The sequence below is a fragment of the Micromonospora sp. NPDC052213 genome (genome assembly GCF_040679695.1).
Taxonomy (GTDB): Bacteria; Actinomycetota; Actinomycetes; order Mycobacteriales; family Micromonosporaceae; genus Micromonospora.
Genome location: NZ_JBFAVI010000081.1, coordinates 1 through 24,745, shown reverse-complemented (window position 1 = coordinate 24,745; position 24,745 = coordinate 1). Strand labels below are relative to the sequence as shown.

19 protein-coding genes and 1 pseudogene are annotated in these 24,745 nt (G+C 74.8%); 12 read left to right on the top strand and 8 right to left on the bottom strand.

The annotated features are described in order from the left end of the window. Nucleotides 1–42: 42 nt before the first annotated feature. The 4 genes from AB0L34_RS19860 to AB0L34_RS19845 all read left to right on the top strand — a co-directional run bounded on the left by AB0L34_RS19860 (nt 43) and on the right by AB0L34_RS19845 (nt 5,656). On the top strand, nt 43–3,432 hold the full coding sequence (locus tag AB0L34_RS19860; RefSeq protein WP_363705805.1) for an error-prone DNA polymerase: 3,390 nt from the start codon (nt 43–45) through the stop codon (nt 3,430–3,432). Between the two features lie 97 nt (nt 3,433–3,529). Continuing rightward, nucleotides 3,530–3,706, top strand: a complete 177-nt coding sequence (locus AB0L34_RS19855; RefSeq protein WP_363705804.1) for a hypothetical protein — start codon at nt 3,530–3,532, stop codon at nt 3,704–3,706. 37 nt (nt 3,707–3,743) lie between these two features. Continuing rightward, on the top strand, nt 3,744–4,508 hold the full coding sequence (locus AB0L34_RS19850; RefSeq protein ID WP_363705803.1) for a methyltransferase domain-containing protein: 765 nt from the start codon (nt 3,744–3,746) through the stop codon (nt 4,506–4,508). Further along, the gene (locus AB0L34_RS19845) at nt 4,505–5,656 is read left to right on the top strand and encodes a nucleotide pyrophosphatase/phosphodiesterase family protein (protein WP_363705802.1); all 1,152 of its coding nucleotides are present in this window, start codon (nt 4,505–4,507) and stop codon (nt 5,654–5,656) included. The genes AB0L34_RS19850 and AB0L34_RS19845 overlap by 4 nt, the downstream gene beginning before the upstream one ends. A 97-nt stretch (nt 5,657–5,753) precedes the next feature. Here AB0L34_RS19845 and AB0L34_RS19840 read toward each other — a convergent pair whose 3' ends face one another. Further along, nucleotides 5,754–6,326, bottom strand: a complete 573-nt coding sequence (locus tag AB0L34_RS19840) for a TetR/AcrR family transcriptional regulator (protein ID WP_363705801.1) — start codon at nt 6,324–6,326, stop codon at nt 5,754–5,756. A gap of 83 nt (nt 6,327–6,409) precedes the next feature. Between AB0L34_RS19840 and AB0L34_RS19835 the strand changes: the two genes are divergently transcribed. From AB0L34_RS19835 to AB0L34_RS19825, 3 genes are all read left to right on the top strand, one after another. Next, nucleotides 6,410–7,948 (top strand): MFS transporter, encoded by a 1,539-nt coding sequence (locus AB0L34_RS19835; protein WP_363705800.1) that lies wholly within the window; start codon nt 6,410–6,412, stop codon nt 7,946–7,948. 87 nt (nt 7,949–8,035) lie between these two features. Beyond that, entirely contained in the window at nt 8,036–9,295 is a 1,260-nt protein-coding gene (locus AB0L34_RS19830; protein ID WP_363705799.1) for a DNA polymerase IV, read from the top strand. A gap of 115 nt (nt 9,296–9,410) precedes the next feature. Beyond that, entirely contained in the window at nt 9,411–9,806 is a 396-nt protein-coding gene (locus AB0L34_RS19825; protein ID WP_350685819.1) for a DUF3040 domain-containing protein, read from the top strand. Nucleotides 9,807–9,986: 180 nt separating this feature from the next. Here AB0L34_RS19825 and AB0L34_RS19820 read toward each other — a convergent pair whose 3' ends face one another. The 3 genes from AB0L34_RS19820 to AB0L34_RS19810 are packed head-to-tail and all read right to left on the bottom strand — an operon-like array spanning nt 9,987 to nt 14,827. Beyond that, a complete protein-coding gene (locus AB0L34_RS19820) occupies nt 9,987–12,455 on the bottom strand; it encodes a transglutaminaseTgpA domain-containing protein (protein ID WP_363705798.1) in 2,469 nt (822 codons plus the stop codon). A 16-nt stretch (nt 12,456–12,471) separates the two neighbouring features. Further along, nucleotides 12,472–13,770 carry a DUF58 domain-containing protein gene (locus tag AB0L34_RS19815; RefSeq protein ID WP_363705797.1) on the bottom strand — a complete coding sequence of 433 codons (1,299 nt, stop codon included), beginning with the start codon at nt 13,768–13,770 and terminating at the stop codon, nt 12,472–12,474. Between the two features lies 1 nt (nt 13,771). Continuing rightward, nucleotides 13,772–14,827 (bottom strand): MoxR family ATPase, encoded by a 1,056-nt coding sequence (locus AB0L34_RS19810; protein ID WP_350712104.1) that lies wholly within the window; start codon nt 14,825–14,827, stop codon nt 13,772–13,774. Nucleotides 14,828–15,400: 573 nt separating this feature from the next. Between AB0L34_RS19810 and leuS the strand changes: the two genes are divergently transcribed. Beyond that, the gene (gene leuS / locus AB0L34_RS19805) at nt 15,401–18,238 is read left to right on the top strand and encodes a leucine--tRNA ligase (RefSeq protein ID WP_363705796.1); all 2,838 of its coding nucleotides are present in this window, start codon (nt 15,401–15,403) and stop codon (nt 18,236–18,238) included. 133 nt (nt 18,239–18,371) lie between these two features. Here leuS and AB0L34_RS19800 read toward each other — a convergent pair whose 3' ends face one another. From AB0L34_RS19800 to AB0L34_RS19785, 4 genes are read right to left on the bottom strand one after another with little or no spacing between them, the layout of a single operon-like run. Further along, complete coding sequence (locus AB0L34_RS19800) at nt 18,372–19,184, bottom strand: phosphotransferase (protein WP_363705795.1); 813 nt, start codon at nt 19,182–19,184, stop codon at nt 18,372–18,374. 8 nt (nt 19,185–19,192) lie between these two features. Continuing rightward, nucleotides 19,193–19,876, bottom strand: coding sequence for a VTT domain-containing protein (locus AB0L34_RS19795; protein WP_363705794.1), 684 nt, complete (start codon nt 19,874–19,876; stop codon nt 19,193–19,195). Continuing rightward, the gene (locus AB0L34_RS19790; protein ID WP_357451427.1) at nt 19,873–20,595 is read right to left on the bottom strand and encodes a glutamine amidotransferase; all 723 of its coding nucleotides are present in this window, start codon (nt 20,593–20,595) and stop codon (nt 19,873–19,875) included. Before AB0L34_RS19790 ends, AB0L34_RS19795 begins: the two co-directional genes overlap by 4 nt. Then, a complete protein-coding gene (locus AB0L34_RS19785; RefSeq protein WP_350712137.1) occupies nt 20,585–21,832 on the bottom strand; it encodes a MurT ligase domain-containing protein in 1,248 nt (415 codons plus the stop codon). The genes AB0L34_RS19790 and AB0L34_RS19785 overlap by 11 nt, the downstream gene beginning before the upstream one ends. A gap of 356 nt (nt 21,833–22,188) precedes the next feature. Between AB0L34_RS19785 and mraZ the strand changes: the two genes are divergently transcribed. The 4 genes and pseudogenes from mraZ to AB0L34_RS19765 form a co-directional block, all read left to right on the top strand. After that, nucleotides 22,189–22,620: a division/cell wall cluster transcriptional repressor MraZ gene (mraZ, locus tag AB0L34_RS19780; protein WP_357451430.1), complete on the top strand. Its 432-nt coding sequence runs from the start codon at nt 22,189–22,191 to the stop codon at nt 22,618–22,620. Between the two features lie 202 nt (nt 22,621–22,822). Beyond that, nucleotides 22,823–23,936, top strand: a pseudogene (gene rsmH / locus AB0L34_RS19775) (16S rRNA (cytosine(1402)-N(4))-methyltransferase RsmH). Next, nucleotides 23,926–24,531 carry a septum formation initiator family protein gene (locus tag AB0L34_RS19770; RefSeq protein WP_357693286.1) on the top strand — a complete coding sequence of 202 codons (606 nt, stop codon included), beginning with the start codon at nt 23,926–23,928 and terminating at the stop codon, nt 24,529–24,531. Before rsmH ends, AB0L34_RS19770 begins: the two are co-directional and overlap by 11 nt. A 5-nt stretch (nt 24,532–24,536) precedes the next feature. Continuing rightward, a partial coding sequence (locus tag AB0L34_RS19765; RefSeq protein WP_363705793.1) for a hypothetical protein occupies nt 24,537–24,745 on the top strand: 209 nt, incomplete at its 3' end.

Sequence of the window (24,745 nt, the reverse complement as noted above, 5' to 3'; positions counted from 1 at the left end):
CGCCGAGCGGCGGCGGCGCGACGTCGACCCGGCGGGGCCCCGATGAGCTTCCACAACCCGAAGCTGCCCTGGTCGGAGCTGGAACGCGTGCTCTCCGGCCGGAAACCCCGTGCCGGGCGGGCCGGCGGGCAGGGCGGCCGGTCGCGTGACGAGCGGCACCTGCACGTGGTCGACCCGCTGGCCGTGGACGCCGACGGCGGCGACTCTCCCGTCTGGAGCCGCAAGCGGGAGCACTACCAGCCGCCGGAGCTGACCCGCCCCGACGGCGTGGTGCCGTACGCCGAACTGCACGCCCACACCAACTTCAGCTTCCTCGACGGCGCCAGCCACCCCGAGGAACTGGCCGAGGAGGCCGCCCGGCTGGGGCTCACCGCGCTCGCCGTCACCGACCACGACGGCTTCTACGGGGTGGTGCGCTTCGCCGAGGCGGCCCGCGCGCTGCACCTGCCGACGATCTTCGGCGCCGAGCTCTCCCTGGACCTGCCCGGCCCGCAGAACGGCGAGCCCGACCCGCTCGGGCGGCACCTGCTGCTCCTGGCCCACGGCCACGAGGGGTACGCCCGGCTCGCCTCGACCATCGCCCGCGCCCAGCTGCGCGGCGGCGAGAAGGGCCGCCCGGTCTACGGCGAGCTGGAGGAGGTCGCCGCGGAGCTGCGCGACCACGTGCTGGTGCTCACCGGCTGCCGCAAGGGGCACGTGCCGGCGGCGCTGCTCACCGAGGGGGTGGACGCGGCGGCCCGCGAGCTGGACCGGCTGACCGCCCTCTTCGGCGCGGAGACGGTGGCGGTGGAGCTGACCGACCACGGGCACCCGGTCGACGCCGACCGCAACGACGCGCTCGCCGAGCTGGCGGCGGCGGCCGGCCTGCCCACGGTGGCCACCAACAACGTGCACTACGCCACCCCGGGCCGGCGCCGGCTGGCCACCACCGTCGCCGCCGTACGGGCCCGGCGCAGCCTGGACGAGATCGACGGGTGGCTGCCCGCGGCCGGCACCGCCCACCTGCGCAGCGGTGCGGAGATGGCGGCCCGGTTCGCCGCGTACCCGGGGTCGGTGGCCCGGGCCGCCGAGTTCGGGGCCGAGCTCGCCTTCGACCTCCAGCTCGTCGCGCCACGGCTGCCGGCGTACCCGGTGCCGCCGGGGCACACCGAGATGAGCTGGCTGCGCCACCTGACCGAGCGGGGGGCGCGGGAGCGCTACGGCCCCCGGGAGGCGCACCCGAGGGCGTACGCGCAGCTCGACCACGAGCTGAACATGATCGAGGAGCTGGGCTTCCCCGGCTACTTCCTGGTGGTCTACGACATCGTCACGTTCTGCCGCGAGCAGGACATCTACTGCCAGGGCCGGGGCTCGGCGGCCAACTCGGCGGTCTGCTACGCGCTGCGGATCACCAACGTGGACGCGGTCCGGCACCGGCTGCTCTTCGAGCGGTTCCTCGCCCCGGAGCGCGACGGCCCGCCCGACATCGACGTGGACATCGAGTCCGACCGCCGGGAGGAGGTCATCCAGCACGTCTACGCCCGGTACGGCCGGGAGCACACCGCCCAGGTCGCCAACGTCATCTCCTACCGGCCCCGCTCGGCGGTGCGGGACGTGGCCAAGGCGTTCGGCTTCTCGCCCGGCCAGCAGGACGCCTGGAGCAAGCAGATCGACCGGTGGGGCGCGGTCGCGGCGGTGGACGTCGAGGACATCCCCGAGCAGGTGGTCGCGTACGCGAACGAGCTGCAGACCTTCCCCCGGCACCTGGGCATCCACTCCGGCGGCATGGTGATCTGCGACCGGCCGGTGATCGAGGTCTGCCCGGTGGAGTGGGGGCGGATGCCGGGCCGCAGCGTGCTCCAGTGGGACAAGGACGACTGCGCCGCCGTCGGCCTGGTCAAGTTCGACCTGCTCGGCCTGGGCATGCTCTCCGCGCTGCACTACGGCTACGACATGATCGGGATGACCCTCGACCTGGGCGACATGACGCTGGACGACCCGGAGGTCTACGACATGCTCTGCCGGGCCGACTCCGTCGGGGTGTTCCAGGTGGAGAGCCGCGCCCAGATGGCCACCCTGCCCCGGCTGAAGCCCCGCGAGTTCTACGACCTGGTGGTCGAGGTGGCGCTGATCCGGCCCGGCCCGATCCAGGGCGGCTCGGTGCACCCGTACATCCGGCGCAAGAACGGCGAGGAGCCGGTGACCTTCCCGCACCCGCTGATGCGCAACGCGCTGGAGAAGACCCTCGGCGTGCCGCTGTTCCAGGAGCAGCTCATGCAGCTCGCGATCGACCTGGCCGGCTTCGACGCGGCCGGGGCCGACCAGCTGCGCCGGGCGATGGGGTCCAAGCGCTCGGTGGAGCGGATGGCGCAGATCGCCGACCGGCTCTACGCCGGGATGGCCGAGCGGGGCATCACCGGCGAGCTGGCCGACGACGTCTACCGCAAGCTCACCGCGTTCGCCAGCTACGGCTTCCCGGAGAGCCACGCGATGAGCTTCGCCTACCTGGTCTACGCCAGCTCCTGGCTCAAGCGCTACCACCCGGGCCCGTTCCTGGCCGCGCTGCTCAACGCCCAGCCGATGGGCTTCTACTCCCCGCAGACCCTGGTCGACGACGCCCGCCGGCACGGCGTCGAGGTCCGCCGGCCGGACGTCAACGCCAGCGGCGCCAGGGCGGTGCTGGAGTCCACCCCGCAGACCCGCTGGGGCAGCGCGCCGGGGGAGCCGCCGCACGCCTGGGGGCTGGGCGGCCCGGCCGTCCGGCTCGGGCTCTCCGCCGTGCGTACCCTCGGCGACGAGGTGGCCGAGCGGATCGAGACGGAGCGGACGGCGCACGGGCCGTACCGCGACATGGCGGACCTGGCCCGGCGCGTGGGTCTCACCGCCGCGCAGCTGGAGGCGCTGGCCACCGCGGACGCCTTCGCCTGTTTCGGGCTGTCCCGGCGGCAGGCCCTCTGGGCGGCCGGCGCGGCGGCCCAGGACCGGCCGGGCCGCCTGCCCGGCACGGTGACCGGCGCGGCCGCGCCCACCCTGCCCGGCATGGAGGCGGTGGACCGGCTGGTCGCCGACGTGTGGGCGACCGGGCTGTCGCCGGAGAGCCACCCGGCCCGCTTCATCCGCCCGCAGCTCGACGCCCTCGGCGCGGTGCCGATCGCCCGGCTCGGCCGGGTGGAGCCGGGTCGGCGGATCCGGGTCGGCGGGATCGTCACCCACCGGCAGCGCCCCGCGACCGCCGGCGGGGTCACCTTCCTCAACCTGGAGGACGAGACGGGGATGCTCAACGTCACTTGCTCCCCGGGGCTCTGGCAGCGTTACCGTCGAGTCGCCCGCACCAGCGCGGCGCTGGTGGTGCGCGGCCGGTTGCAGCGGCACGAGGGAGTCACCAACCTCACCGCCGACCGGCTGGACGCCATCGAGCCGCCGGTCAGCCCGGCATCGCGCGATTTCCGTTGACGACAGTGATCCACATTACGGTTTTTCGCCGCCGATGGCGGGAGACTCCTGCTCGCGCGGGCAGAGCGGCCCGCGTGGCACGAGGGGGAATGAACCGATGACGGGGAATCACGGATACAGCGGCGGAGTGGCCAACTCCCGGCGGACCCGGCTCAACGCCGGCTGGACCCCGGCGCACCACACCGAACCGCGCGAGTACGAGATCACCGAGGGCCCGGTGGCCAACGCCCTGCGGTCGCGGGCCGAGGAGGACGGCGCCACCAGCGAGTCCTGACCGCCTCCCCGGGCGGTCCCCGTCGGGGCTGGACCGGGTGACTAGGCTCGACCGGGTGGAGCAGACCCCAGGCCGGCTCGCCGGGCCGCCGCTGACCCCCCGTACCGCCGTGATCTGGTCGGTGCTGCGCGCCGAGCTGGAGCGCCGTGGCGACGCCGCGCTGACCGTGCTCGACGTCGGCGGCGGCACCGGCGGCTTCGCCGTCCCGCTCGCCCAGGCCGGGCACCGGGTGACCGTGGTCGACGCCAGTCCCGACGCGCTCGCCGCGCTGACCCGCCGGGCCGCCGAGGCCGGCGTCGCCGAGCGGGTCCGCGCTGTGCAGGGCGACGGCGACGCGCTCGCCGGGCTGGTCGAGCCGGGCAGCGCCGACCTGGTGCTCTGCCACGCCGTGCTGGAGGTGGTCGACGACCCGGCGCCGGTGGTGGCCGCGCTGGCCGCCGCGCTGCGCCCGGGCGGCGCCGCGAGTGTGCTGGTCGCCGGCCGGGCCGCCGCGGTGCTCGGCCGGGCGATGAACGGGCACCTGGACGTCGCCGCCGCGCTGGCCGCCGACCCGGCCGGCACCGCGGGCGCCCGGGACACGCTGCGCCGGCGCTACGACGCCGAGACCGCCGCCGCGCTGCTCGGCGCCGCCGGGCTCGTGGTCGAGGAGATCCACGGCGTACGCGTGCTCGCCGACCTCCTCCCGGCCGCCGTCGCGGACGGTCAGCCGGCCGCCCTGGTGGAGCTGGAGCGGGCGCTCGCCGCGCGGGCCCCCTGGCGGGACCTCGCCGCACAGTTGCACCTGTTCGCCCGGCGCCCGTGACCGACCCGCTGGAGATCGTCGGGCCGCGCTACGGCGGCGGCAGCCTCGCCGACGTGCTGCCCAGCGCGCTCGCCGTGCTCGGCGTACCCGGCGCCGCCGACCCGCTCGGGCTGGGCGCCGCGCTGGCCGGGGTGCGCCGGGTGGCGGTGCTGCTGGTGGACGGCCTCGGCTGGCACCAGATCCCGACCGCCGCGCCGTACGCGCCGGCCCTGGCCGGGCTCGCCGCGACCGTGGGCCGGCCGCTGACCTCCGGCTTCCCGTCCACCACGCCGACCAGCCTGGTGACGCTGGGCACCGGTGCCGCGCCCGGGGCGCACGGCGTGCTCGGCTTCACCCTGCGGGTGCCGGGCACCGACCGGGTGCTCAACCACATCGAGTGGGCGGCCGACCCGGAGCCGCGGCGCTGGCAGCCCGTCCGCACCCAGCTCGAACGGGCCCGGGCGGCCGGCGTCGCGGTGACGGTGGTGAGCCGGCCGGAGTTCGGCGGCAGCGGGCTGACGGTGGCCGCCAACCGGGGCGGCGACTACCGCGGCGCGGCCGGCGTCGACGCGCTCGCCGCGCGGATGCTCACCGCCCTGGCCGCCGGGCCGGGGCCCACCCTGGTCTCCGGCTACCACCCGGACCTGGACCGGCACGGCCACCTCAGCGGCGTCGACTCGGCGCCCTGGCGGATCGCCGCGGCGGAGGTGGACCGGCTGCTCACCCGGCTCGTCGACGGGTTGCCGCCCGACGCCGCGCTGCTGGTCACCGCCGACCACGGCCAGCTCGACGTGCCGGCCGGGCACCGCGTCGACCTGGACACCGATCCCCGGCTGCGCGCCGGGGTGGCGGTGGTCGCCGGCGAGCCCCGGGTCCGCTACCTGCACGTCACGCCCGGGGCCCGGGACGACGTCGTGGCCGCCTGGACGGCGCTGCTCGGCCCCGCGGCCCGGGTCCGCACCCGCGAGGAGGTGGTGGCCTCCGGCTGGTTCGGCCCGGTGCCGGAGGAGCACCTGCTCCGCATCGGCGACGTGGTGGTCGTCTGCAACGCCACGTACGCGGTGACGGCCTCCCGGTCCGAGCCGCCGATGGTGTCGCGGCTGGTCGCGTACCACGGGGCGGACACCGCGGCCGAGATGACCATCCCGCTGCTGGTCGTACGCGGCTGACGGCCGGGCGGCCGGCCGTCCCGCAGGTGGGCGGCGTCTCGCGGAGCGGAACGCCCGCCGGGACGGCGCGGTCAGGCGCGGGCGGGGCCTGCCGCCGTCACCGCCCGCGCCCGGTGAGCCCCTCGATCGCCCGCACGAGGTCGTCGGCGGTGGGCGCCGACGCGGGATCGAGCAGCCACTGGAGCATGGCGCCGTTGATGAGCGCCAGGGCGAGCGAACCGTAGCGGCGCGCCTGCTCCGGCGAGATCTCCGCCGGCGCCACGTCGAGCGTCAGCGCGGCGAGCTCCCGCCGGCTGGCGGCGTAGCCGGCCGCGAGCTGGTCACGCACCTCGGGTGCGAACTCCGCCTGGGCGTACGCCTGCACGCTCGCCACCAGGACCTCCCGCTGCTCGCGCGCCATCTCGAACACCCCGTGGAGGAACCGGCGGAGGCGCTCCAGCGGTGCGCCGCCGGGTTCGGCCACGACGGCCGCGGCGATGGCGTCCCCCCAGGCGTCGAACGTCTCCAGGATGGCGGCGTTCAGCAGGGCGTCCTTGCTGCCGAAGTGGTAGCCGATGGAGCCGAGGTGGGCACCGGTCACCGCCACGATGTCGCGGGCCGTGGTGTGGGCGTAGCCCTTCTCCACCAGGCACCGCTTCGCCCCCGCCAGCAGTTCCTCTCGCTGTCCCATGCCGGCAGTGTAGTGGCCTCTTGAACGTCCGTCTTGTACAAGCGTCTTGTACAAATGTCTTGTACGCCTGTACGGTTCGCTGCGTGACCACCCCTGTTCCTTCCCGTGCCCGTGGTCGCGAGTGGCTCGGCCTCGTCGCCCTCGTGATCCCCGCCCTCCTCGCCTCCATGGACCTCTCCGTCCTGTTCATGGCCGCACCCTGGATCAGCGCCGAACTCGAACCGAGCACCGGCCAGTACCTGTGGATCATGGACATCTACGGCTTCGTGATGGCCGGTCTGCTGGTGACCATGGGCAGCCTCGGCGACCGCGTCGGGCGCCGCCGGCTCCTGCTCGTCGGCGCCGCCGCGTTCGGCGCGGCGTCCCTCCTGGCCGCGTTCGCCACCACCCCGGAGCTGCTCATCGTCGCCCGGGCCCTGCTCGGCCTGGGCGGGGCCACCCTCGCGCCGTCGACGCTCTCCCTCATCCGCGGCATGTTCGCCGACGAGGACCAGCGGCGTACCGCGGTCGGGGTCTGGACGGCCGGCTTCACCGGCGGCATCGCGATCGGCCCGATCGTCGGCGGCTTCCTGCTGGAGCGGTTCTGGTGGGGCTCCGTGTTCGTCATCAACGTCCCCGTCATGCTCCTGCTGCTCGCCGTCGGGCCGTTCCTGCTGCGCGAGTCGAAGGACCCGCACCCGGGCCGGTTCGACCCGCTCAGCTCCCTGCTCTCCCTGGGGGCGGTGCTGCCGGTCATCTACGCCGTCAAGCACTTCGCCGAGGAGGGCCCCAACCCGTCGTCGCTGGTGACCCTCCTCGTCGGCCTCGCCGTGGGCGCCCTCTTCGTCCGCCGGCAGCGCCGCAGCGAGCACCCGATGATCGACGTACGGCTCTTCGCCGCCAGCTCCTTCTCCGCCGCCATCGGCGCGAACACGGCGATCGCCTTCGCGAGCGCGGGCATGGGCCTGCTCGCGGTCACGTTCCTCCAGGCGGTGCTCGGCCTCAGCCCGTTCGACGCCGCGCTCTGGATGCTCCCGACCATCGTGGGCAGCGTCGTCGGCGTCGCCCTCGCGTCCGCGCTCGCCCCGAGGACCCGGCCCGCGATCCTCGTCGCCGCGGGGCTCGTCGTCGCCGCCGGCGGCTTCCTGCTCGTCAGCACCATGCGGGTCGACACGCCGGTCTGGTGGCTGATCGCGAGCTACGGGCTGCTCACCCTCGGCGTCGGGATGACCAGCACCCTGGCGACCTCGCTCGTCCTCACCACGGCGCCGCCCGAGCGGGCGGGGGCCGCCTCGGCGATCTCCGAGACGAGCACGGAGTTCGGTGGCGCGCTCGGCATCGCCGTGCTGGGCAGCATCTCCGCCGGCATCTACCGGGCCCGGATGGACACCGAGGTGCCGGCCGGGCTCGGCGACGACCTGGTCCACACCGCGACCGACACGGTCGGCGGCGCCCTCGCCGTGGCCGGCCAGGTCCCGGCCGAGGTGGCCGGGGTGCTGCGCGACCGGGCCTTCGCCGCCTTCACCGACGGGTTCACGGCCACCGCGGTCGTCGGCGCGGCGATCCTGCTCGTCGGGGCACTCGTCAGCGCCGTCGCCCTGCGGCGCGTACCCCCGGGAACCCCGTCCGCCGACCGGGGCTGACGGCACGGGCCGCCCGGCCGGCTGGGCGGGGCACCGCGCCGACGGCCGTCCGGACGGCATGTCGGAGGTGCCCGCTAACCTGCGGGGATGGGTCGCAGCCAGTCGTTGCCCCGGGGCGGCGATCCCCGGTTCGGGCCGGACGCCGACGACTCCGGCTGCCCGATCCTGCACGTCGACATGGACGCGTTCTTCGCCTCGGTCGAGGTCCGCCGCCGGCCGGAACTGCGCGGCCGGGCCGTCGTGGTCGGCGGGGTCGGCCCACGCGGGGTGGTCAGCTCCGCCAGCTACGAGGCCCGGCGCTACGGCGTCCGCAGCGCCATGCCCACCGCGCGGGCCCGCGCGCTCTGCCCGCACGCGGTCTACCTCCCGCCGGACTTCGCGCAGTACTCGGCGGCCTCCCGGGCGGTCATGCAGATCTTCCGGGACGTCACCCCGCTGGTGGAGCCGCTCTCGCTCGACGAGGCGTTCCTCGACGTGGCCGGGGCCCGGCGGCTCTTCGGCTCCCCGGCCGCCATCGCCCGGCGGATCCGCGAGCGCGTCGCCGGGGAGCAGGGGCTGACCTGTTCGGTCGGGGTCGCGCCGAGCAAGTTCGTGGCCAAGCTCGGCTCGACCCGCGCCAAGCCCGACGGGCTGCTCGTCGTCCCGGCCGCCCGGGTGCTCGACTTCCTGCACCCGCTGCCGGTGTCGGCGCTGTGGGGGGTGGGGGAACGGTCCGCCGAGACGCTGCGTCGGCTCGGCCTGGCCACCATCGGCGACCTCGCCGAGGCGCCGGTCGGCATGCTGCGCAAGGCGCTCGGCGAGGCGTCCGCGACGCACCTGCACGAGCTGGCCCAGGGGCGGGACCCGCGCCGGGTCAGCCCCGAGCAGGTCGAGAAGTCGATCGGCGCGGAGGTGACCTTCGACGCCGACGTGGCCGATCCCCTGGAGATCCGCCGGGCGCTGCTCGCCCTCGCCGAGAAGGTGGGCGCCCGGCTGCGCCGGGCCGGGCAGGTCGGGCGGACGGTCTCGCTGAAGGTGCGGCTGGCCGACTTCCGCACCGTCAACCGGTCGCGCACGTCGGGTGTGCCGACCGACGTCGCCCGGGAGATCTTCGACACGGTCTGGGCGCTCTACGCCGCCCTCGACCCGGGCGAGCGCATCCGCCTGGTCGGCGTCCGGGTCGAGGGCCTCGCCCCGGCGCAGGAGACCCCGCGGCAGCTTGCCCTCGGCGCGCCCGAACGGGGCTGGCGGGAGGCGGAAGCTGCCGCCGACGCCGCGGCTGCCCGTTTCGGGCGGTCCGTCATAGGTCCGGCCAGTCTGCTCGGGGTCCGGGACGGGCGACGAAATGAAAATCCACCCCGGCCGTAGGTCGTCCCGCTTTCCGACGCGCGAGGGCCCTCGTAGACTTGCGGGTAAGCAGCCGGTTGGCTGCCACGGTCTGTCGGCCCGACCGGGCCGACCCACGTGACCGGGGAGGAGTGCCGTGCCGCTCTCGGAGCACGAGCAGCGGCTGTTCGAGCAGATCGAGCGGTCGCTTGCCGAGGACCCCAAATTCGCCTCGGCCGTGCGCGCCAGCGATCCGCGTTTCCACGCGCGGCGTCGCCTGCTCGTCGCTGCCGGCGTGATCATCGCTGGGCTGGCCCTGTTGGTCTATGGCGCGGTGATCAAGACTCCGCCGCTGGCAGTGGCGGGTTTTGTCGTCATGCTGGCCTCGGCCGCGTTCGCGGTGCAGTCGCATCGTCGGGCGCAGTCACCCGACCTGCACGTCGTGGGAGGCACGACGAGTCGTCGCCGCCCCCGCGGTCGTACGGGTCGGCGGCCCTCGATCCTCGACCGGATGGAGGACCGGTGGCGGCAGCGCCCGGAGGGGCACCGCTGAGCCCGGCCCGCCGCTGAGGCGGGCCACACCACCGCGACGACGAACCGCGTCGCCGCACGCCCGGCGACCTGAGGCGTTTCCGCGCGCCCCTGGGCACGCCCGGGCACCCTCCGACGTTCGGGAACGGGCCGGGAGCGGCGAGGTCGCCGCTCCCGGCCCGTCCGAGTGGGGCCGTGCGGGTCAGCGGGCCATGCGGTCGGCCAGCAGGCGGCGCGGGCTCCAGCGCAGCAGTCGGGAGCGGACGCGCGCGCCCGCCGCCAGCAGCCGGGACGACGCGTCGGCCGTGGCCAGCCGCCAGCGCAGCAGCACCGAGGGCGGCAGCACCGCCGCCACCAGGCGGGTACGCCGGTCGGCCCGCTCCGCGAGCGCGCCGCGGATGGTGCGCAGGGCCGGCGGGAGGTGCTCGCCGGTGAGCGGGTCGCGCGCGTAACGGGCGCGCTCCTCGGCGCGGCCGAGCAGCCGTACCGCCGTGGTGGCCTCGGCGTCGGCGGCCAACGCATCCCGGGACAGCCGGTCGGCCGTGGCCCGCGGCGTCTCCGTCCGGTCCACCCGCACCCGGTAGTCCACCAACGTGTCGAGCAGCTCGTCCCAGGCGGCGTGCGCGTCCGCCCGGGCCCGCTCGGCGTCCACCAGGACCACCATGCGCTGCCCGTCGGTGGGCGCGTCGCCGGCCTCCCTCGCCCGTACGGCGGTCGGGGCCGGCGTCGCCGAGCCGCTGCGCCGCCTCCGCAGGGCCAGCCGGCGCAGCGCCGGCAGGGCGAGCAGGGCCAGCAGGAGGAGCACCGCGCCGGCCGCGTACCAGGGCCAGACGGGGGCCTGCTCGGCCGGGGCCGCCGCGCCGATGGCCAGGCCGGAGTCGGGGTCCTCCTCGGGGCCCTCGGGGCCCCTCGGGCCCGCCGACGGGTCGGTCTCGCCGACCGGGGTCGACGGGCCGGGGGCCGGCGCGTCGTCCTCGGGGGCGTCGATGTCGGGGGCCCAGGACGACCGGGTCGAGCCCTGTACGCCGTACGCGGGGGTCGCGTCGAACGGCACCCAGCCGACGCCGTTGAAGTAGACCTCCGTCCAGGCGTGCAGGTTCCGGTTGGTCAGCGTGTAGGTGCCGCCGCTGGAGTTGCTGCCGTTGGTGAATCCGAACGCCACCCGGGCCGGGATCCCGGCGGCCCGGACCAGCCACGCCATCGAGGCGGCGTACTGCTGGCAGAAGCCGACCTTGTTGTTGAGGAAGTCGACGATCTCCTGGCCGCTGATGCCGCCCTTGGTGCTCAGCGAGTACGTGAAGCCGTTGTCGGCGGAGAAGTAGTCGTAGATCCCGCGGACCTTGTCGTACTCGGTGTTCTTGCCCGCCACCAGGGTGCGGACCAGCTCCTCCACCTCGGGAATCGGCGGTGGCGCCGGGTGCGCACGCCGTACCGGGTGGTCCGACGGCAGCGGTCGCGCCCGCTGGAGCGCCTCGGGGGTGTACGTCGAGCGCACGTAGTCGAACGCGTAGCGCTTGCCGCGGGAGTTGTCGCGGTTGGAGAAGATCACCTGCAGGTTCGGGTCGTACAACCAGTTGCCGTTCAGGTCCTCGGTGCGCACCGGCTCGGTGTAGACCGGCAGCAGCGGCATGGTGAGGTTCTTCGTGACCTCGACCGTGGCCCGGTACGTCCGCTGCTCGACGCCCTCGCCGGACGGCGTGGGCAGGTTCTCGACGGAGCGGCCCCGGGGGTTGCCCACGTCGAAGCCGCTCGACTTGAGCTCGTCGGCGACGCCGAAGCGCAGGTAGAACGGGCTGGGCTCGTTGGTGGTGACCTTGACCAGGTCGGCCACCTCGGACTGGTTGAGCTGCCCGCTCAGCGCCGCGAACAGGTCGATCCGGCCCGGGGCCCCGCCCTGCCCGGGGCGCCCGCTGCCGTTGCCGGCGCCGGAGCCGGAGGTCAGGGTGTCGAGCAGCCCGCCGGTCATCCCCGGCACGGCCAGCGGCAGCGCCACGGCCAGCGCCACGCCGACCACCGCGAGCCGCCGGCCGGCGGCGGCCAGCGGCGAGGACTCCCAGACGTCGACGTCGCGGCCGTCGCCGGTGAACCGCCGGCCGAACCGGCGGACCCGGTCGACGTTGTCGGTCACCAGCAGCCAGAGGTAGCCGGCGGCGCCGACGACGAACGGCGCCGGCGGGATGCTGTCGACGTAGACCGCGACGGGCACGGAGTAGATGGCCAGCATGGGCAGGCCGGCCAGCGCCGGCCGGCGCAGCCCGACGGCGAGCACGTCGACCACCACCGCCACGCCGCCGATCCCCAGCACGGTGATGAACAGCAGCGGATCGGTGTCGGGCACCTCGACGCCGTAGGAGCGCATGTCCTCCAGCGACCCGCTGAACAGGTCGCCGAAGTGCGCGAAGGTCGCCGGCGTGGGCAGGAAGGCGAGCAACTCGGTGCCGCCGGGGAAGAGCCAGGTCAGGGCCAGCGTCAGGCCGGCCAGCATGCCGAGGACCTGCCCCCAGAGCGGCACCCGTGCCAGCCGGGCGAGCGCGGCCGCGGCCGCGACCACGGCCACGGCGATGGTGGCCTGGATCAGCCACGTCCAGCGTTCGAAGATGGCCGACAGCGGCGCCGCGGCGAGCAGCGTCGCCGCGGCGGCCACGAAGCCGAGGTTCCGGTGGGCGATCATGAGGAGCCCCTTCCGTTCATCGCACGCCGCCGGCCACCGTCTCGGCCATCGCCGCCCGCAGGGCGAAGCCCTGCGAACCGCGGGCCGCCTGCGGCCACAACGCCGGCAACCGGGCGCCGTGGTCGACCCCGATCACCCGCCAGCCGCTCTGCAGCAGGGCGAGCGCGGCGGCGCTGTGCGCGTGGTCGGCCTCGGCCCGCGCCTTGGCGGGCAGGTTGAGCCAGGTGGAGCTGTCGAGCAGGAAACCGACGCAGGTCGCGCCGTTTCCCCGCAGCCCGGCCAGCAGCTCGGCCTCGGCCGTGCCCAGCGAGCCGAACAGGCCGATGATCAGGCCGCCGTCCGCCCGCTGCCGGACCCGCTGCACCAGCGTGGTGAGCTCGACGTTCTTGTCGAGCCCGACCTCGGCGAGCTGGTCGAGGAGCAGCCCGTCGCCGGCGGCCTCGGAGGCGTCGACGTCGGCTCCCGAGCCGGTGACCAGGCGCAGCTTGTAGCCGGCCTGCCGCAGGTGCAGCGCGATGCTCGCGGCGGCGGAGACCGCCCACTCGAAGGAGGCCGTCGGTCCGTCGCCCCGGTGGCCGTACGCGCGGGTGTCCAGCACGACGGTCGCCCGGCTCTCCCACGGCTGCTCCTCCCGGCGCACCATCAGCTCGCCGGTGCGCGCGGTCGACTTCCAGTGCACCCGACGCAGGTCGTCGCCCACCCGGTACTCCCGGGTGGCGGCGTCGTCCTCGCCGTGCACGGCGACCGAGCGGGCCCGGCTGTCGCCGCTGCCGGCGTACTCGCCGGGCAGGCGTACCGAGGGCAGCGGGGTGACCTGCGGGATGACGGTCAGGTGGTCCGTGCTCGGGAAGGCGCGGCTGAGCTCGCACAGCCCGAACGGGTCGGTCATCCGGACCACCAGCGGGCCCACCTCGTAGCGACCCCGCACGTCGGCCCGCACCGTGTACGCCACCGAGCTGGCCTGGTGGGCGCCGAGCCGCTCCAGCACCACCCGCGGCCGGCTGCCCAGCGCGTACGGCAGCCGGTCCTCCAGCAGCAGGGTGCCGGTGGGCAGCCGGGACAGGTTCTGCAACCGCAGCACCACCCGGGAACTCGCCCCGACGGGCGCGCGGTGCGGGTCCAGCGACCGGTTGCAGGCCAGCTTGTAGCGGCTGCGCCCCACGTAGGCGGCGGCGAGTAGCGGCAGGACGGCCAGCAGCACGGCCACCCGGAGCAGGTCCTTCTCGCCGAGGATGCCGGCCGAGATCGCGGCCGCGACCGCGGCCGCCAGGAACGATCGGCCGCGGGTCGTCAGCCCTCGCAGCCCGTCTCGCACGTCACCGCCTCCGCGGCTCGTAGGGGGCTCGGCCGTTGCCCTCGCCCGTGGGTCGGGTGTCGTACGGGGAGCGCTTGCGGTCGTGCGGCAGCGGCAGCCGGTGCACCAGCTCGGAGACGATCGCGTCGGTGGTGCGCCGGGCCAGCTGGGCGTCGGCGGTCGGGATGATCCGGTGCGCGAGCACCGGCACGGCCAGCGCCTGCAGGTCGTCGGGGAGGACGTAGTCCCGCCCCTCCAGGGCGGCGACCGCGCGGGCGGTGCGCAGCAGCTGGAGGGTGGCCCGCGGGGAGGCGCCGAGGCGCAGGTCGGGGGCCTCCCGGGTCGCGGTGACCAGGTCGATCGCGTACTGCTTGACGGCGTCGGCGACGTGCACCTGCCGGACGTGCGCGATGAGCTGCCGCACCGTGTTGGCGTCGGAGACCGGTCGCAGCTCGTCCAGCGGGTCGGTGGCGCCGTGACCGTCGAGCATGGCCAACTCGGCGTTGGGGTCGGGGTAGCCCATGGCGATGCGGGCGGTGAACCGGTCGCGCTGCGCCTCGGGGAGGGGGTAGGTGCCCTCCATCTCGATCGGGTTCTGGGTGGCGACGACCATGAACGGCGTCTGGAGCTGGTAGGTGACGCCGTCGACCGTGACCTGCCGCTCCTCCATGCACTCCAGCAGCGCGGACTGGGTCTTCGGCGAGGCGCGGTTGATCTCGTCGCCGACGACCAGGTTCGCGAAGACCGCGCCAGGACGGAACTCGAAGTCGTGCGTCTCCTGGTTGTAGACGCTGACGCCGGTGACGTCGCTGGGCAGCAGGTCCGGGGTGAACTGGATGCGGCGCACCGAGCAGTCGATCGAGCGGGCCATGGCCTTGGCGAGCTTCGTCTTGCCGACACCCGGCACGTCCTCGATGAGCAGGTGCCCCTCGGCGAGCAGCACCGCCAGGGCGAGCCGCACGGTGGCGGTCTTGCCCTCGATGACCTGCTCGATGTTCGAGACGATGGCTTCGCTGGCGGCGCGGAACTCGTCGTGCGGCAACAGGCCGCCCACCTCGTCCCAGGTCTGTTGTGTCACGGGCCTCCTCCTCGTCGCCGGACGGCAGCTCTGTATAGAGCAGCTGGACCCGCCGTTGGGTTCGCGGCGCCGAGCCTCGTCTGCCGCAGGAATCTCACTGGTCTCTCAGGCTAACCATGTTTGTCGCTGTCGCCGACCCCCGCAGGTGGACCGTCGGTTACGCCCTGAATATTCGCCGGGTCGGGGGATCCGCCCGTGGCTCTGGGTGCCGTGCATGATCACGAAGGGCGGGCCCGGGGGCGTCCCGGACGGGGCCCGCGTCCCGACCGGTGGTAGCGGGCGGCGTGCGGGACCGGACGGCGGGTACACTCCCGGTCATGGCCGGATTCTTCCTGCTCCTTACCGGGCCGTGCTGATGCGCTGACGCGCGACAGCACGGCGGCCCCTCCTGCGCGAGGGGCTTTTTTGTGCCCTCCGCCGGGCGCCCCGGCGCTCGGCCCCGGCGCCGGCCCCGACGGCACGGCGCGCCGGGGGAGCAGACCCGATCCATACCGACATGACCACGCCGAGCGAGGTCAGCATCCAGCCCGGCCGTGGCGTGGCCGGCGGCGACGAGCGAAGCGAGGAGACGCCATGAGTGAGGCAGCAGCGGCGGGCGACATTCCCCCGTTCCGGTACACCGCGGCCCTGGCCGAGGAGATCGAGCACCGCTGGCAGGACGTCTGGGCGCGGGAGGGCACCTTCCACGCCCCGAACCCGACCGGTCCGCTGGCCGACCCCGGCCACCCCCGGTCCGGGGCGGAGAAGCTGTACGTGCTGGACATGTTCCCGTACCCGTCGGGCGCCGGCCTGCACGTCGGGCACCCGCTGGGCTACATCGGCACCGACTGCTTCGCCCGCTACCAGCGGATGGCGGGGCGCAACGTGCTGCACGCGATGGGCTTCGACGCGTTCGGCCTGCCCGCCGAGCAGTACGCGGTGCAGACCGGCACCCACCCCCGGACCACCACCGTGGCCAACATCGAGCGCTACAAGGCGCAGCTGCGCCGGCTGGGCCTGGCCCACGACGAGCGCCGCTCGGTGGCCACCATCGACGTGGACTTCTACCGCTGGACCCAGTGGATCTTCCTGCAGGTCTTCAACTCCTGGTACGACACGGAGGCGAAGCGGGCGCGCCCGATCGCCGAGCTGATCGCCGAGTTCGAGGGCGGCAACCGGCCCACGCCCGACGGCCGGGCGTGGGCGGAGCTGTCCGTCGCCGAGCGGCGCGCCGTCGTCGACGACCACCGGCTGGCGTACGTGTCGCAGGCGCCGGTCAACTGGTGCCCCGGGCTGGGCACCGTGCTGGCCAACGAGGAGGTCACCGCCGACGGCCGCTCCGAGCGGGGCAACTTCCCGGTCTTCAAGCGCAACCTGAAGCAGTGGATGATGCGGATCACCGCGTACGCCGACCGGCTGCTGGACGACCTGGACACGCTGGACTGGCCCGAGCCGATCAAGCTGATGCAGCGCAACTGGATCGGCCGCTCCACCGGCGCGCACATCGACTTCCCCACCACGCTGGAGCCGATCCGGGTGTTCACCACCCGGCCGGACACGATCTTCGGCGCGACCTACATGGTGCTGGCGCCCGAGCACGGGCTGGTCGACGCGCTGGTGCCGGCCGCCTGGCCGGAGGGGACGAAGGACGCCTGGACCGGCGGGCACGCCAACCCGCGGGCGGCCGTGGAGGCGTACCGGAAGGCGGCGGCGGCCAAGACCGACGTCGAGCGGCAGGCCGACACGAAGGAGAAGACCGGCGTCTTCGTCGGGGCGTACGCCACCAACCCGGCGAACGGCGCGCAGATCCCGATCTTCATCGCGGACTACGTGCTGGCCGGCTACGGCACCGGCGCGATCATGGCGGTGCCCGCCCAGGACGAGCGGGACTGGGCGTTCGCCGAGGTCTTCGAGCTGCCGATCGTGCGCACCGTGCAGCCGGCGGAGGGCTTCGACGGCAAGGCGTACACCGGGGACGGCCCGGCGGTCAACAGCGCCGCGCCCGACCGCGGCCTGGACCTGGACGGCCTGGGGGTCGCCGACGCCAAGGCCCGGATCATCGAGTGGCTGGAGGCCAACGGGCACGGCGCCGGCGCGGTGACCTACCGGCTGCGCGACTGGCTGTTCTCCCGGCAGCGCTACTGGGGCGAGCCGTTCCCGATCGTGTACGACGAGACCGGTGCCGCCATCGCGCTGCCGGAGGAGATGCTGCCGGTCGAGCTGCCCGAGGTGGACGACTTCTCGCCGCGCACGTTCGACCCGGAGGACGCCGACAGCAACCCGGAGACCCCGCTGTCGCGCCGGCGCGACTGGGTCGAGGTGGAGCTGGACCTGGGCGACGGTCCGAAGCGCTACACCCGCGAGACCAACGTGATGCCGCAGTGGGCCGGCTCCTGCTGGTACGAGCTGCGCTACCTGGACCCGACCAACTCGGAGCGGTTCGTCGACGCGGAGAACGAGCGGTACTGGATGGGGCCGCGCGGCGAGGGCGACTGCGGGGGCACCGACCTGTACGTCGGCGGCGCCGAGCACGCCGTGCTGCACCTGCTGTACGCCCGGTTCTGGCACAAGGTGCTGTACGACCTGGGCCACGTCTCGTCGTTCGAGCCGTTCCGCAAGCTGTTCAACCAGGGCTACATCCAGGCGTACGCGTACACCGACGCCCGGGGCGCCTACGTGCCGGCCGAGGACGTGACCGAGCGCGACGGCGGCTTCTACCTGGGCGACACGGCCGTCAAGCGCGAGTACGGCAAGATGGGCAAGTCCCTGAAGAACGTGGTCACCCCGGACGAGATGTGTGCCGCGTACGGCGCGGACACCTTCCGGGTCTACGAGATGTCGATGGGCCCGCTGGAGGTGTCCCGCCCGTGGGAGACCCGGGCGGTGGTCGGCTCGTACCGCTTCCTGCAGCGGGTCTGGCGGGCGGTCGTCGACGAGCAGACCGGTGCGCTGCGGGTCACCGACGCGCCCGCCGACTCCGCGACCCGGCGGCTGCTGCACAAGGTGATCGACGGGGTCCGCGGCGACATGGAGGCGATCCGGTTCAACACCGCCATCGCCAAGCTGATCGAGCTGACCAACGGGCTGACCCGACTGGCGGAGACCCCGCGCGAGGTGGCCGAACCGCTGGTGCTGATGGTGGCGCCGTTCGCCCCGCACATCGCCGAGGAGCTGTGGCGCCGGCTGGGGCACGACACCTCCCTGACGTACGCGGACTTCCCGACCGCCGACCCGGCGCTGCTGGTGGCCGAGACGGTGACCTACCCGGTGCAGATCAACGGCAAGGTGCGGGGCCGGGTCGAGGTCCCGGCCGACGCGTCCGAGGAGACCGTCCGCGCGGCGGCCCTGGAGGCGGTCGCGTCGTCCCTGGCCGGCAGGGAGCCCCGCAAGGTCATCGTGGTCAAGGGCCGCACGGTCTCCGTCGTCGTCTGACCGGCGCCCGGCTCCCGGGTCCGCCCGGGTCGGGGCGCGTCGATCATGGAGTTGTGGTGGGGGACGGAGTCCCGGGGCCGGGACGAACCGGTCACCACAACTCCATGATCGTCCGGGCCGGACCGTGCGGCGGTCAGCGCAGTGCGGCCGTCACCGTTTCGCGGTGGTCGGCCAGCCAGTCGTGCCAGCCGCGTACCGCGTCGGCGGCGCCCGCCGCACGGAGCCGCCGCATGGCCTCCTCGCCCCGGTCCGCGCCGGCCGCGATGCCGCGCCAGGTCCCGTCGAGCTGGTCGAGCATCACGTCCACGAGGTCGGCGCGGGGCAGCGCGAGCGGCCGCGGGCCGGCCGCCTCGTAGGCGTCGCAGAGCACCCGGGCCCGCCGGCCCAGCTCCGCCGGGTCGCCGCCCGGCCCCAGCTCCGCCCAGTGCCAGGCGGCGAAGGCCACGTCCTCGATCCGCCGGCCGGGACCGGCCAGGTCCCAGTCGAGCAGTATCACCGGCAGCGGGCCAACGGAGGAGTCGCGGTACACCGTGTTCTTCGGGGACAGGTCGCGGTGGCAGACCGTCTCGGCGTCCCCGGCGAGCGCGCTGCCGGCGCACGCGTCGTGCAGCCGCCGGACCAGCGCCGCCAGCCCGGTCAACGCCGGGTCGGCGAAGTACGCCGGGTCCTCCCGGTCCCGCCACGGCACCCGGCCGTCGACGTGGCTGAGCACCTGCCGGCCCCGCTCGTCCGTGCCGAGGTGGCGGGGCGCGACGTCCGCGCCCACCCGCTCCAGGTGCCGCAGCAGCGCGGCGACGAAGTCGGCGTTCTGCGGCGGCGTACGCCGGACGGTGTCGCCGACGCGGACGACCTCGGCGATGAAGCCCCCGGGCAGCCGCTCCTCGCCCTGGCCCCCGCGTCGGTCGGGGCGGCCCGGGTCGGGGGAGGGGGAGGGTCGGCTCGGCACGGCGGGCCTCAGCCCGGAGCGAGCCGGCGCTGCCGCTCGGCGCGCCACCAGCGGCGGATCAGCACCGCGCTGGCGACCAGGCCGAGCGCGGCGGGCGCGGCGGCGAACCAGTTGACGTCGCCCGGGGAGGCGGCCGCCGCGCCCACCGCCGCGTACCCGAAGGCGGTGGGGACGGAGGCGATCACGCTGCCCGCCAGGAACGGCAGCACCCGGGCGCCGGTGGTGCCGTAGCCGTAGCTGACCAGGCCGAAGCCCGCGATCGGCAGCAGCCGTACGGTGACCACGCCGAGGACGCTCTGCCGGGCGAACCAGCCGTCCAGCCGGGCCAGCCGGCCCCGCACCCGTTCGGCGACGAACTCCCGCCCGAGCAGGCGGCCGACCGCGAAGCCCAGCGCCGCCGCCAGCAGCGCCGCGCCCAGCGCGTACGCGGCGCCCTCCAGCGCGCCGAAGATCGCCCCCGAGGCGAGCGTGATGAAGGTCCGGGGGACGAGCGCCACCAGCAGCAGCGCCCCGCCGACGACCGCCGCCACGGGGGCGAGGTCGCCCAGCCGGTCGGCCAGCCGGGGCAGCTCCCCGACCTCCGGCAGGGGGACGACGAGCAGCGCCGCCCCGAACGTGGCGAGCAGGAGCAGCAGCAGCGCGAACCGGGCGGCCGACCGCTGCCGCAGCAGCCGCCGGACGGCCGGGTTCATGCCCGGGCGGCGGCGGCCACCGCGGCGCGGCGCTCGGCGCGGAGCCGGTCCGTCCAGGTGTCGTCGAGCGGCGGGAGCTGGTGCGCGCCGGTGGCCCAGCGCAGCAGCAGGTCCGCCAGGGCGGGGTTGCGGGCCAGGGCCGGGCCGTGCGAATACGTGCCGAGCAGCTTGCCCCGCCACGCCCCCTCGGTGGCGCCGTCGTTGCCGACCCCGGCGGTCACCCGGGCCAGCGGGGAGACCCCGGGGCCGAGGTGGGTGCGACCGCCGTGGTTCTCGAACCCGGTCAGCGCCGGCACGCCCAGCCGCGGGTCGACCTCGCCGGCCAGCTCCCCGACGGCCCGGGTCGGCCCGCGGTCGGAGGAGAGGTCGAGCAGCTCCAGCCCGGCGCATCGGGTGCCCTTGGCGAAGAAGGACGTGCCGAGAAGCTGGTAGCCGGCGCAGACCCCGAACACGACCGAGCCCTGGGCGACGGCCCGGTGCAGGCCGCCGTCGGCGAGCAGCCGTTGCGCGCCGAGCGCCTGCGGGCCGTCCTCACCGCCGCCGATGAGGTAGATGTCGGCGGTGGCGGGGAGGCGCTGGTCGGAGCGGACCTCCAGCACCTCGACCGGGAACCCGCGCTGCCGCGCCCGGCGGGCGAGGATCAGGGCGTTGCCCCGGTCGCCGTAGGTGGAGAGCAGGTCGGGGTAGATCCAGACGATGCGCAGGCTCTCAGTTGACACGGTCCAACTCCGCTCGGATGTCCTGGAACGCGGTGTAGTTCGCGATGACCTCCAGGCGGCCCGGAGGCACCGCCCGGACGGCGTCGTGGAACGTCCGCACGTGCTGGAACGGCACGTCGTTGACCTCCAGCCGGACCGCCAGGTCGTACGCGCGGTCGCCGGTGATCAGCACCTGCCGGCCGCGCAGCGGGGCGAAGTCGACGTCGAACAGCCAGGAGGTGTCGAGCCCGTCGGGGTCGCGGGCGTTGATGGAGAGCAGGGTCGGCGCCTCGTCGGCCATGTCGAAGGCCTCCAGCCAGCTGGCCGGGTTCTTCGCCAGCAGCAGCCGGATGTTGCGCCCGTCCCGGTCGACCTGGGCGTAGCGGCCGGCGACGGAGGTGACGGTGCCGAGCTGGAGCACCGCGTCCACCGGCCGGACGCCGAACTCGGCGGCGACGGCCAGCGCGGTGGCGGCGTTGCCGAGGTTGACCTTGCCGGGGAGCTGGAGCTTGACCTTGTGCCAGGCGCCGGTCGGGTCGAGCACGCCGTCGTCCTCCACCGTCCACTGCGGCTGGGGCCGGCGCAGCGGGCAGCCGCTGCACCACCACTGCTCGCCGGAGCGCTGGATGGTCGAGCCGCACTCGGGGCAGACCCACGAGTCGTCGTGCCAGCGCTGCCCGGCGCTGAACCAGGTGACCTGCGGCGGGGCGATGCGGTGGTCGTGGTTGGGCGGCGGCGTCGCGGCCCACACCACCATCGGGTCGTCGGCGTTGGCGACGATGCGGACGTCGGTGTGCCGGACCAGTGCGGCGCGCCAGAGCTGCGCCATCATGGCGACCTCCTTGGCCCGGTCGAGCTGGTCGCGGGAGAGGTTGAGCAGCGCCACCACGTGCGGCTCGGTGGCCTCCAGCACCTGGGCCAGGTAGTGCTCGTCGACCTCCAGCACCGCGTAGGGGGTGCTGCCGGCCTTGGCCAGCGCGGAGGTGTGCCCGGTCGGCATGTTGGCGCCGAAGGAGTTGGTGGCGACCCGGCCGAGCACCCCGACCGCCGCGGCGGTGAGCCGGGTGGTGGTGGTCTTGCCGTTGGTGCCGGAGACCAGGGCGATGGCGCGCCCGGCCGACAGGTGGGCCAGCAGGTCGGGATCGATCTTCAGGCCGATCCAGCCGCCGATCACCGAGCCGTCGCCGCGGCCCGCGGCCCGCGACAGCGCCGCGGCGGTCCGCGACACCGAGCTGGCCACCTTCGCCCGCAGGGGCATCTTCGCGTCCGTCACCCGAGCGAGGTTACCGGACCGGCGGGCCCACCAGATCGCCGCCGAGGGCGAACCGTTCGGCCGGGGCGGTCCGGCGGGGTGGCCGGACCACGCTCAGCCGGACGGAGTCGATCTATGTCGGAAAGCGGACCGGCTCCGGCGGGCCGTCCGGCCCCCCACTCCGCTCCACCCCCTCTGACGTGCGGTTTCGCGCGGCGGAAGGGCGCGCCACGCGGGCGTTTCTGGTTGCGGGTGGAGGGAAGTGGAGTAGAGTGGGGCGCGATGGTGAGGCCGGGAGGGCCCACCGGCCCGGGGGGTCAGCGGCGCCGCGAACGCCGCTCAAGGGCGAGGGGGTTGGGCCGATGTTTCTCGGCACCCACACCCCGCGCCTGGACGACAAAGGCCGGTTGATCCTTCCGGCGAAGTTCCGGGACGAGTTGGCGGGGGGTGTCGTGATCACCAAAGGGCAGGAGCGCTGCCTCTACGTCTTCCCGATGCCCGAGTTCCAGCGGATCGCGGAGCAGTTGCGCGTGCAGCCGATGACGCACAAGGCGGCCCGGGCCTACAGCCGGGTCTTCTTCGCCAGCGCGCACGACGAGGTGCCCGACAAGCAGGGCCGGGTGACGATCCCGGCCCACCTGAGGTCGTACGCCGCCCTCGACCGGGACCTGGTCGTGATCGGCGCGAGCACCCGGGTGGAGATCTGGGACAAGGCCGCCTGGGAGAACTACCTCGCGGAGAGCGAAGACGACTTCGCCGACATCGAGGAGGGGGTGCTGCCCGGCGGTCTGTAGGGCGTGACGACGCCCGACGTACTGCGAGATCTCCACCCGCTTTCGAGTTCCTGGCACCCCTTCCCCGGTGCCAGGCGCACGATCCGATGGGAGGGCCGCGGCCTCCGGCGGGCGGGAGCGGATGGGGATCTGGCGGTACGACGGCACAGCGTCGTCCGACGACAGGCACATGAAGGACGAGGTTCAACCAGTGGGGGTCGACATGGGGGAGCTACGCGGCACGCACGTGCCGGTGCTGCTCGAGCGGTGTCTCGAGTTGCTGGCCCCCGCGCTGGGCCGGGGCGGGCGGACGGTCCATGTCGACGCGACGCTGGGCCTGGCCGGGCACGCCGAGGCGGTGCTGGAGGCACATCCGGAGACCGTGCTCGTCGGGCTGGACCGGGACACGGAGGCGCTCGCCCACGCGCGCGTCCGGCTGGCCCGCTTCGCCGACCGCGTCCACCTGGAGCACGCCGTCTACGACGAGCTGCCCGAGGTGCTCGACCGGCTCGGCTACCCCGGGATCGACGGGATCCTGTTCGACCTGGGGGTCTCGTCGCTGCAACTCGACGCGCCCGACCGCGGGTTCGCGTACGCGCAGGACGCCCCGCTGGACATGCGGATGGACCAGACCCGGGGGGTGACCGCCGAGGAGGTGGTCAACACCTACTCCCACCCGGACCTGGCCCGCGTGCTGCGGGTCTACGGCGAGGAGAAGTTCGCCGGCCGGATCGCCTCGGCGATCATCCGGGAGCGCGAGCGGGCCCGGATCACCTCGTCGGCGCGGCTGGCGGAGCTGGTGCGGGAGTCCATTCCGGCACCAGCCAGACGAACCGGGGGACACCCGGCAAAGAGAACGTTTCAGGCTTTACGGATCGAGGTAAACAAGGAGCTGGCAGCGCTGGAGACGGCGCTGCCGGCCGCGCTCGACAAGCTCAACGTGGGCGGCCGCATGGTGGTCCTGTCCTACCACTCGCTGGAGGACCGGCTGACCAAGGCGGCGCTCGCTGAGCGGGTCCGCAGCAAGGGCCCGGTCGACCTCCCGGTCGAACTGCCCGGGTCGGGTCCGACGTTCCGGCTGCTGAGCCGGGGCGCCGAACTGCCCGGGGAGCGGGAGGTCGCCGCGAACCCGCGGGCCGCCTCGGTGCGCCTGCGGGCCGCGGAGCGGCTCGACCCGGACGCGGCGCAGCAGGGGCGTACCGACCGCGAACGGTACCGCCGGCGGGTCAAGGCGATGCACCAACCGGGGGCGGGGTCCACCGGGTCCGAGACGGATCCGGGGGATCCCGGGGGACGGGACAGGGACGGACGAAGAGGGGGAGGGACATGACGAATGACAAGCGCGACCGCCGGGACGTGACCGGCGGCGGGCAGCGCGCACCGCGGTCGGGGGGCCGGATCGCGGCGGAGCGGGCCACGCGCACCGGGACCGGCACGCCGAAGGCGGACCGGACGAGCCGGCTGGGGGAGACTCGCGCCCGGGGGGCGCGCGAGTTCCCGACGCAGGGCAGTGCCGCGCTGCGGCCGGCCGAGCGGGGCGGCGCCACCGCGGCGCGCCCGCCCCGGCTGCGGGTGGCGCCGCCGCCGCCGGTGAGGGTGCCGCGGGCGCCGTTCGCGGCGCTGGTGCTGGTGCTGGTGGTCGGCGGGGTGCTCGGCATCCTGCTGGTCAACACGAAGATCAACGAGAACGCCTTCCGGCTGGAGAAGCTCCAGGAGCAGCAGGCCAAGCTCGACCTGGAGCAGCAGCAGCTCAACAAGCAGATCGCCGACGCGGAGGCGCCGGGCAACCTGGAGGCCCAGGCCCGCCGGCTCGGCCTGGTGGAGGCGGGTGAGCCGGCCTACATCCGGCTGCCCGACGGCAAGGTGATCGGTGTGCCGCAGCCGGCCGACGGCCAGCCGTCGATCACCAGCCAGCAGGGCGCGGGAGGCTGACGACCGTGCCACCGAGATCGGAGGAACCGCGCCGGGACGCCACGGGCTCCCGGCGCGGTTCGTCCCGCGACGTCGGTGGCCGGGGCGCCGAGCGGCGTTCCGGCGAGCCGGGGGCCGGTGGCATCTCCGACGCGCGGGCGTACACCCCGCGGGGCCGCACCGTCCGGGAGCAGCGCGCCGGCGCCCGGGGCGAGCGCGACGACGCCGCCGGCCG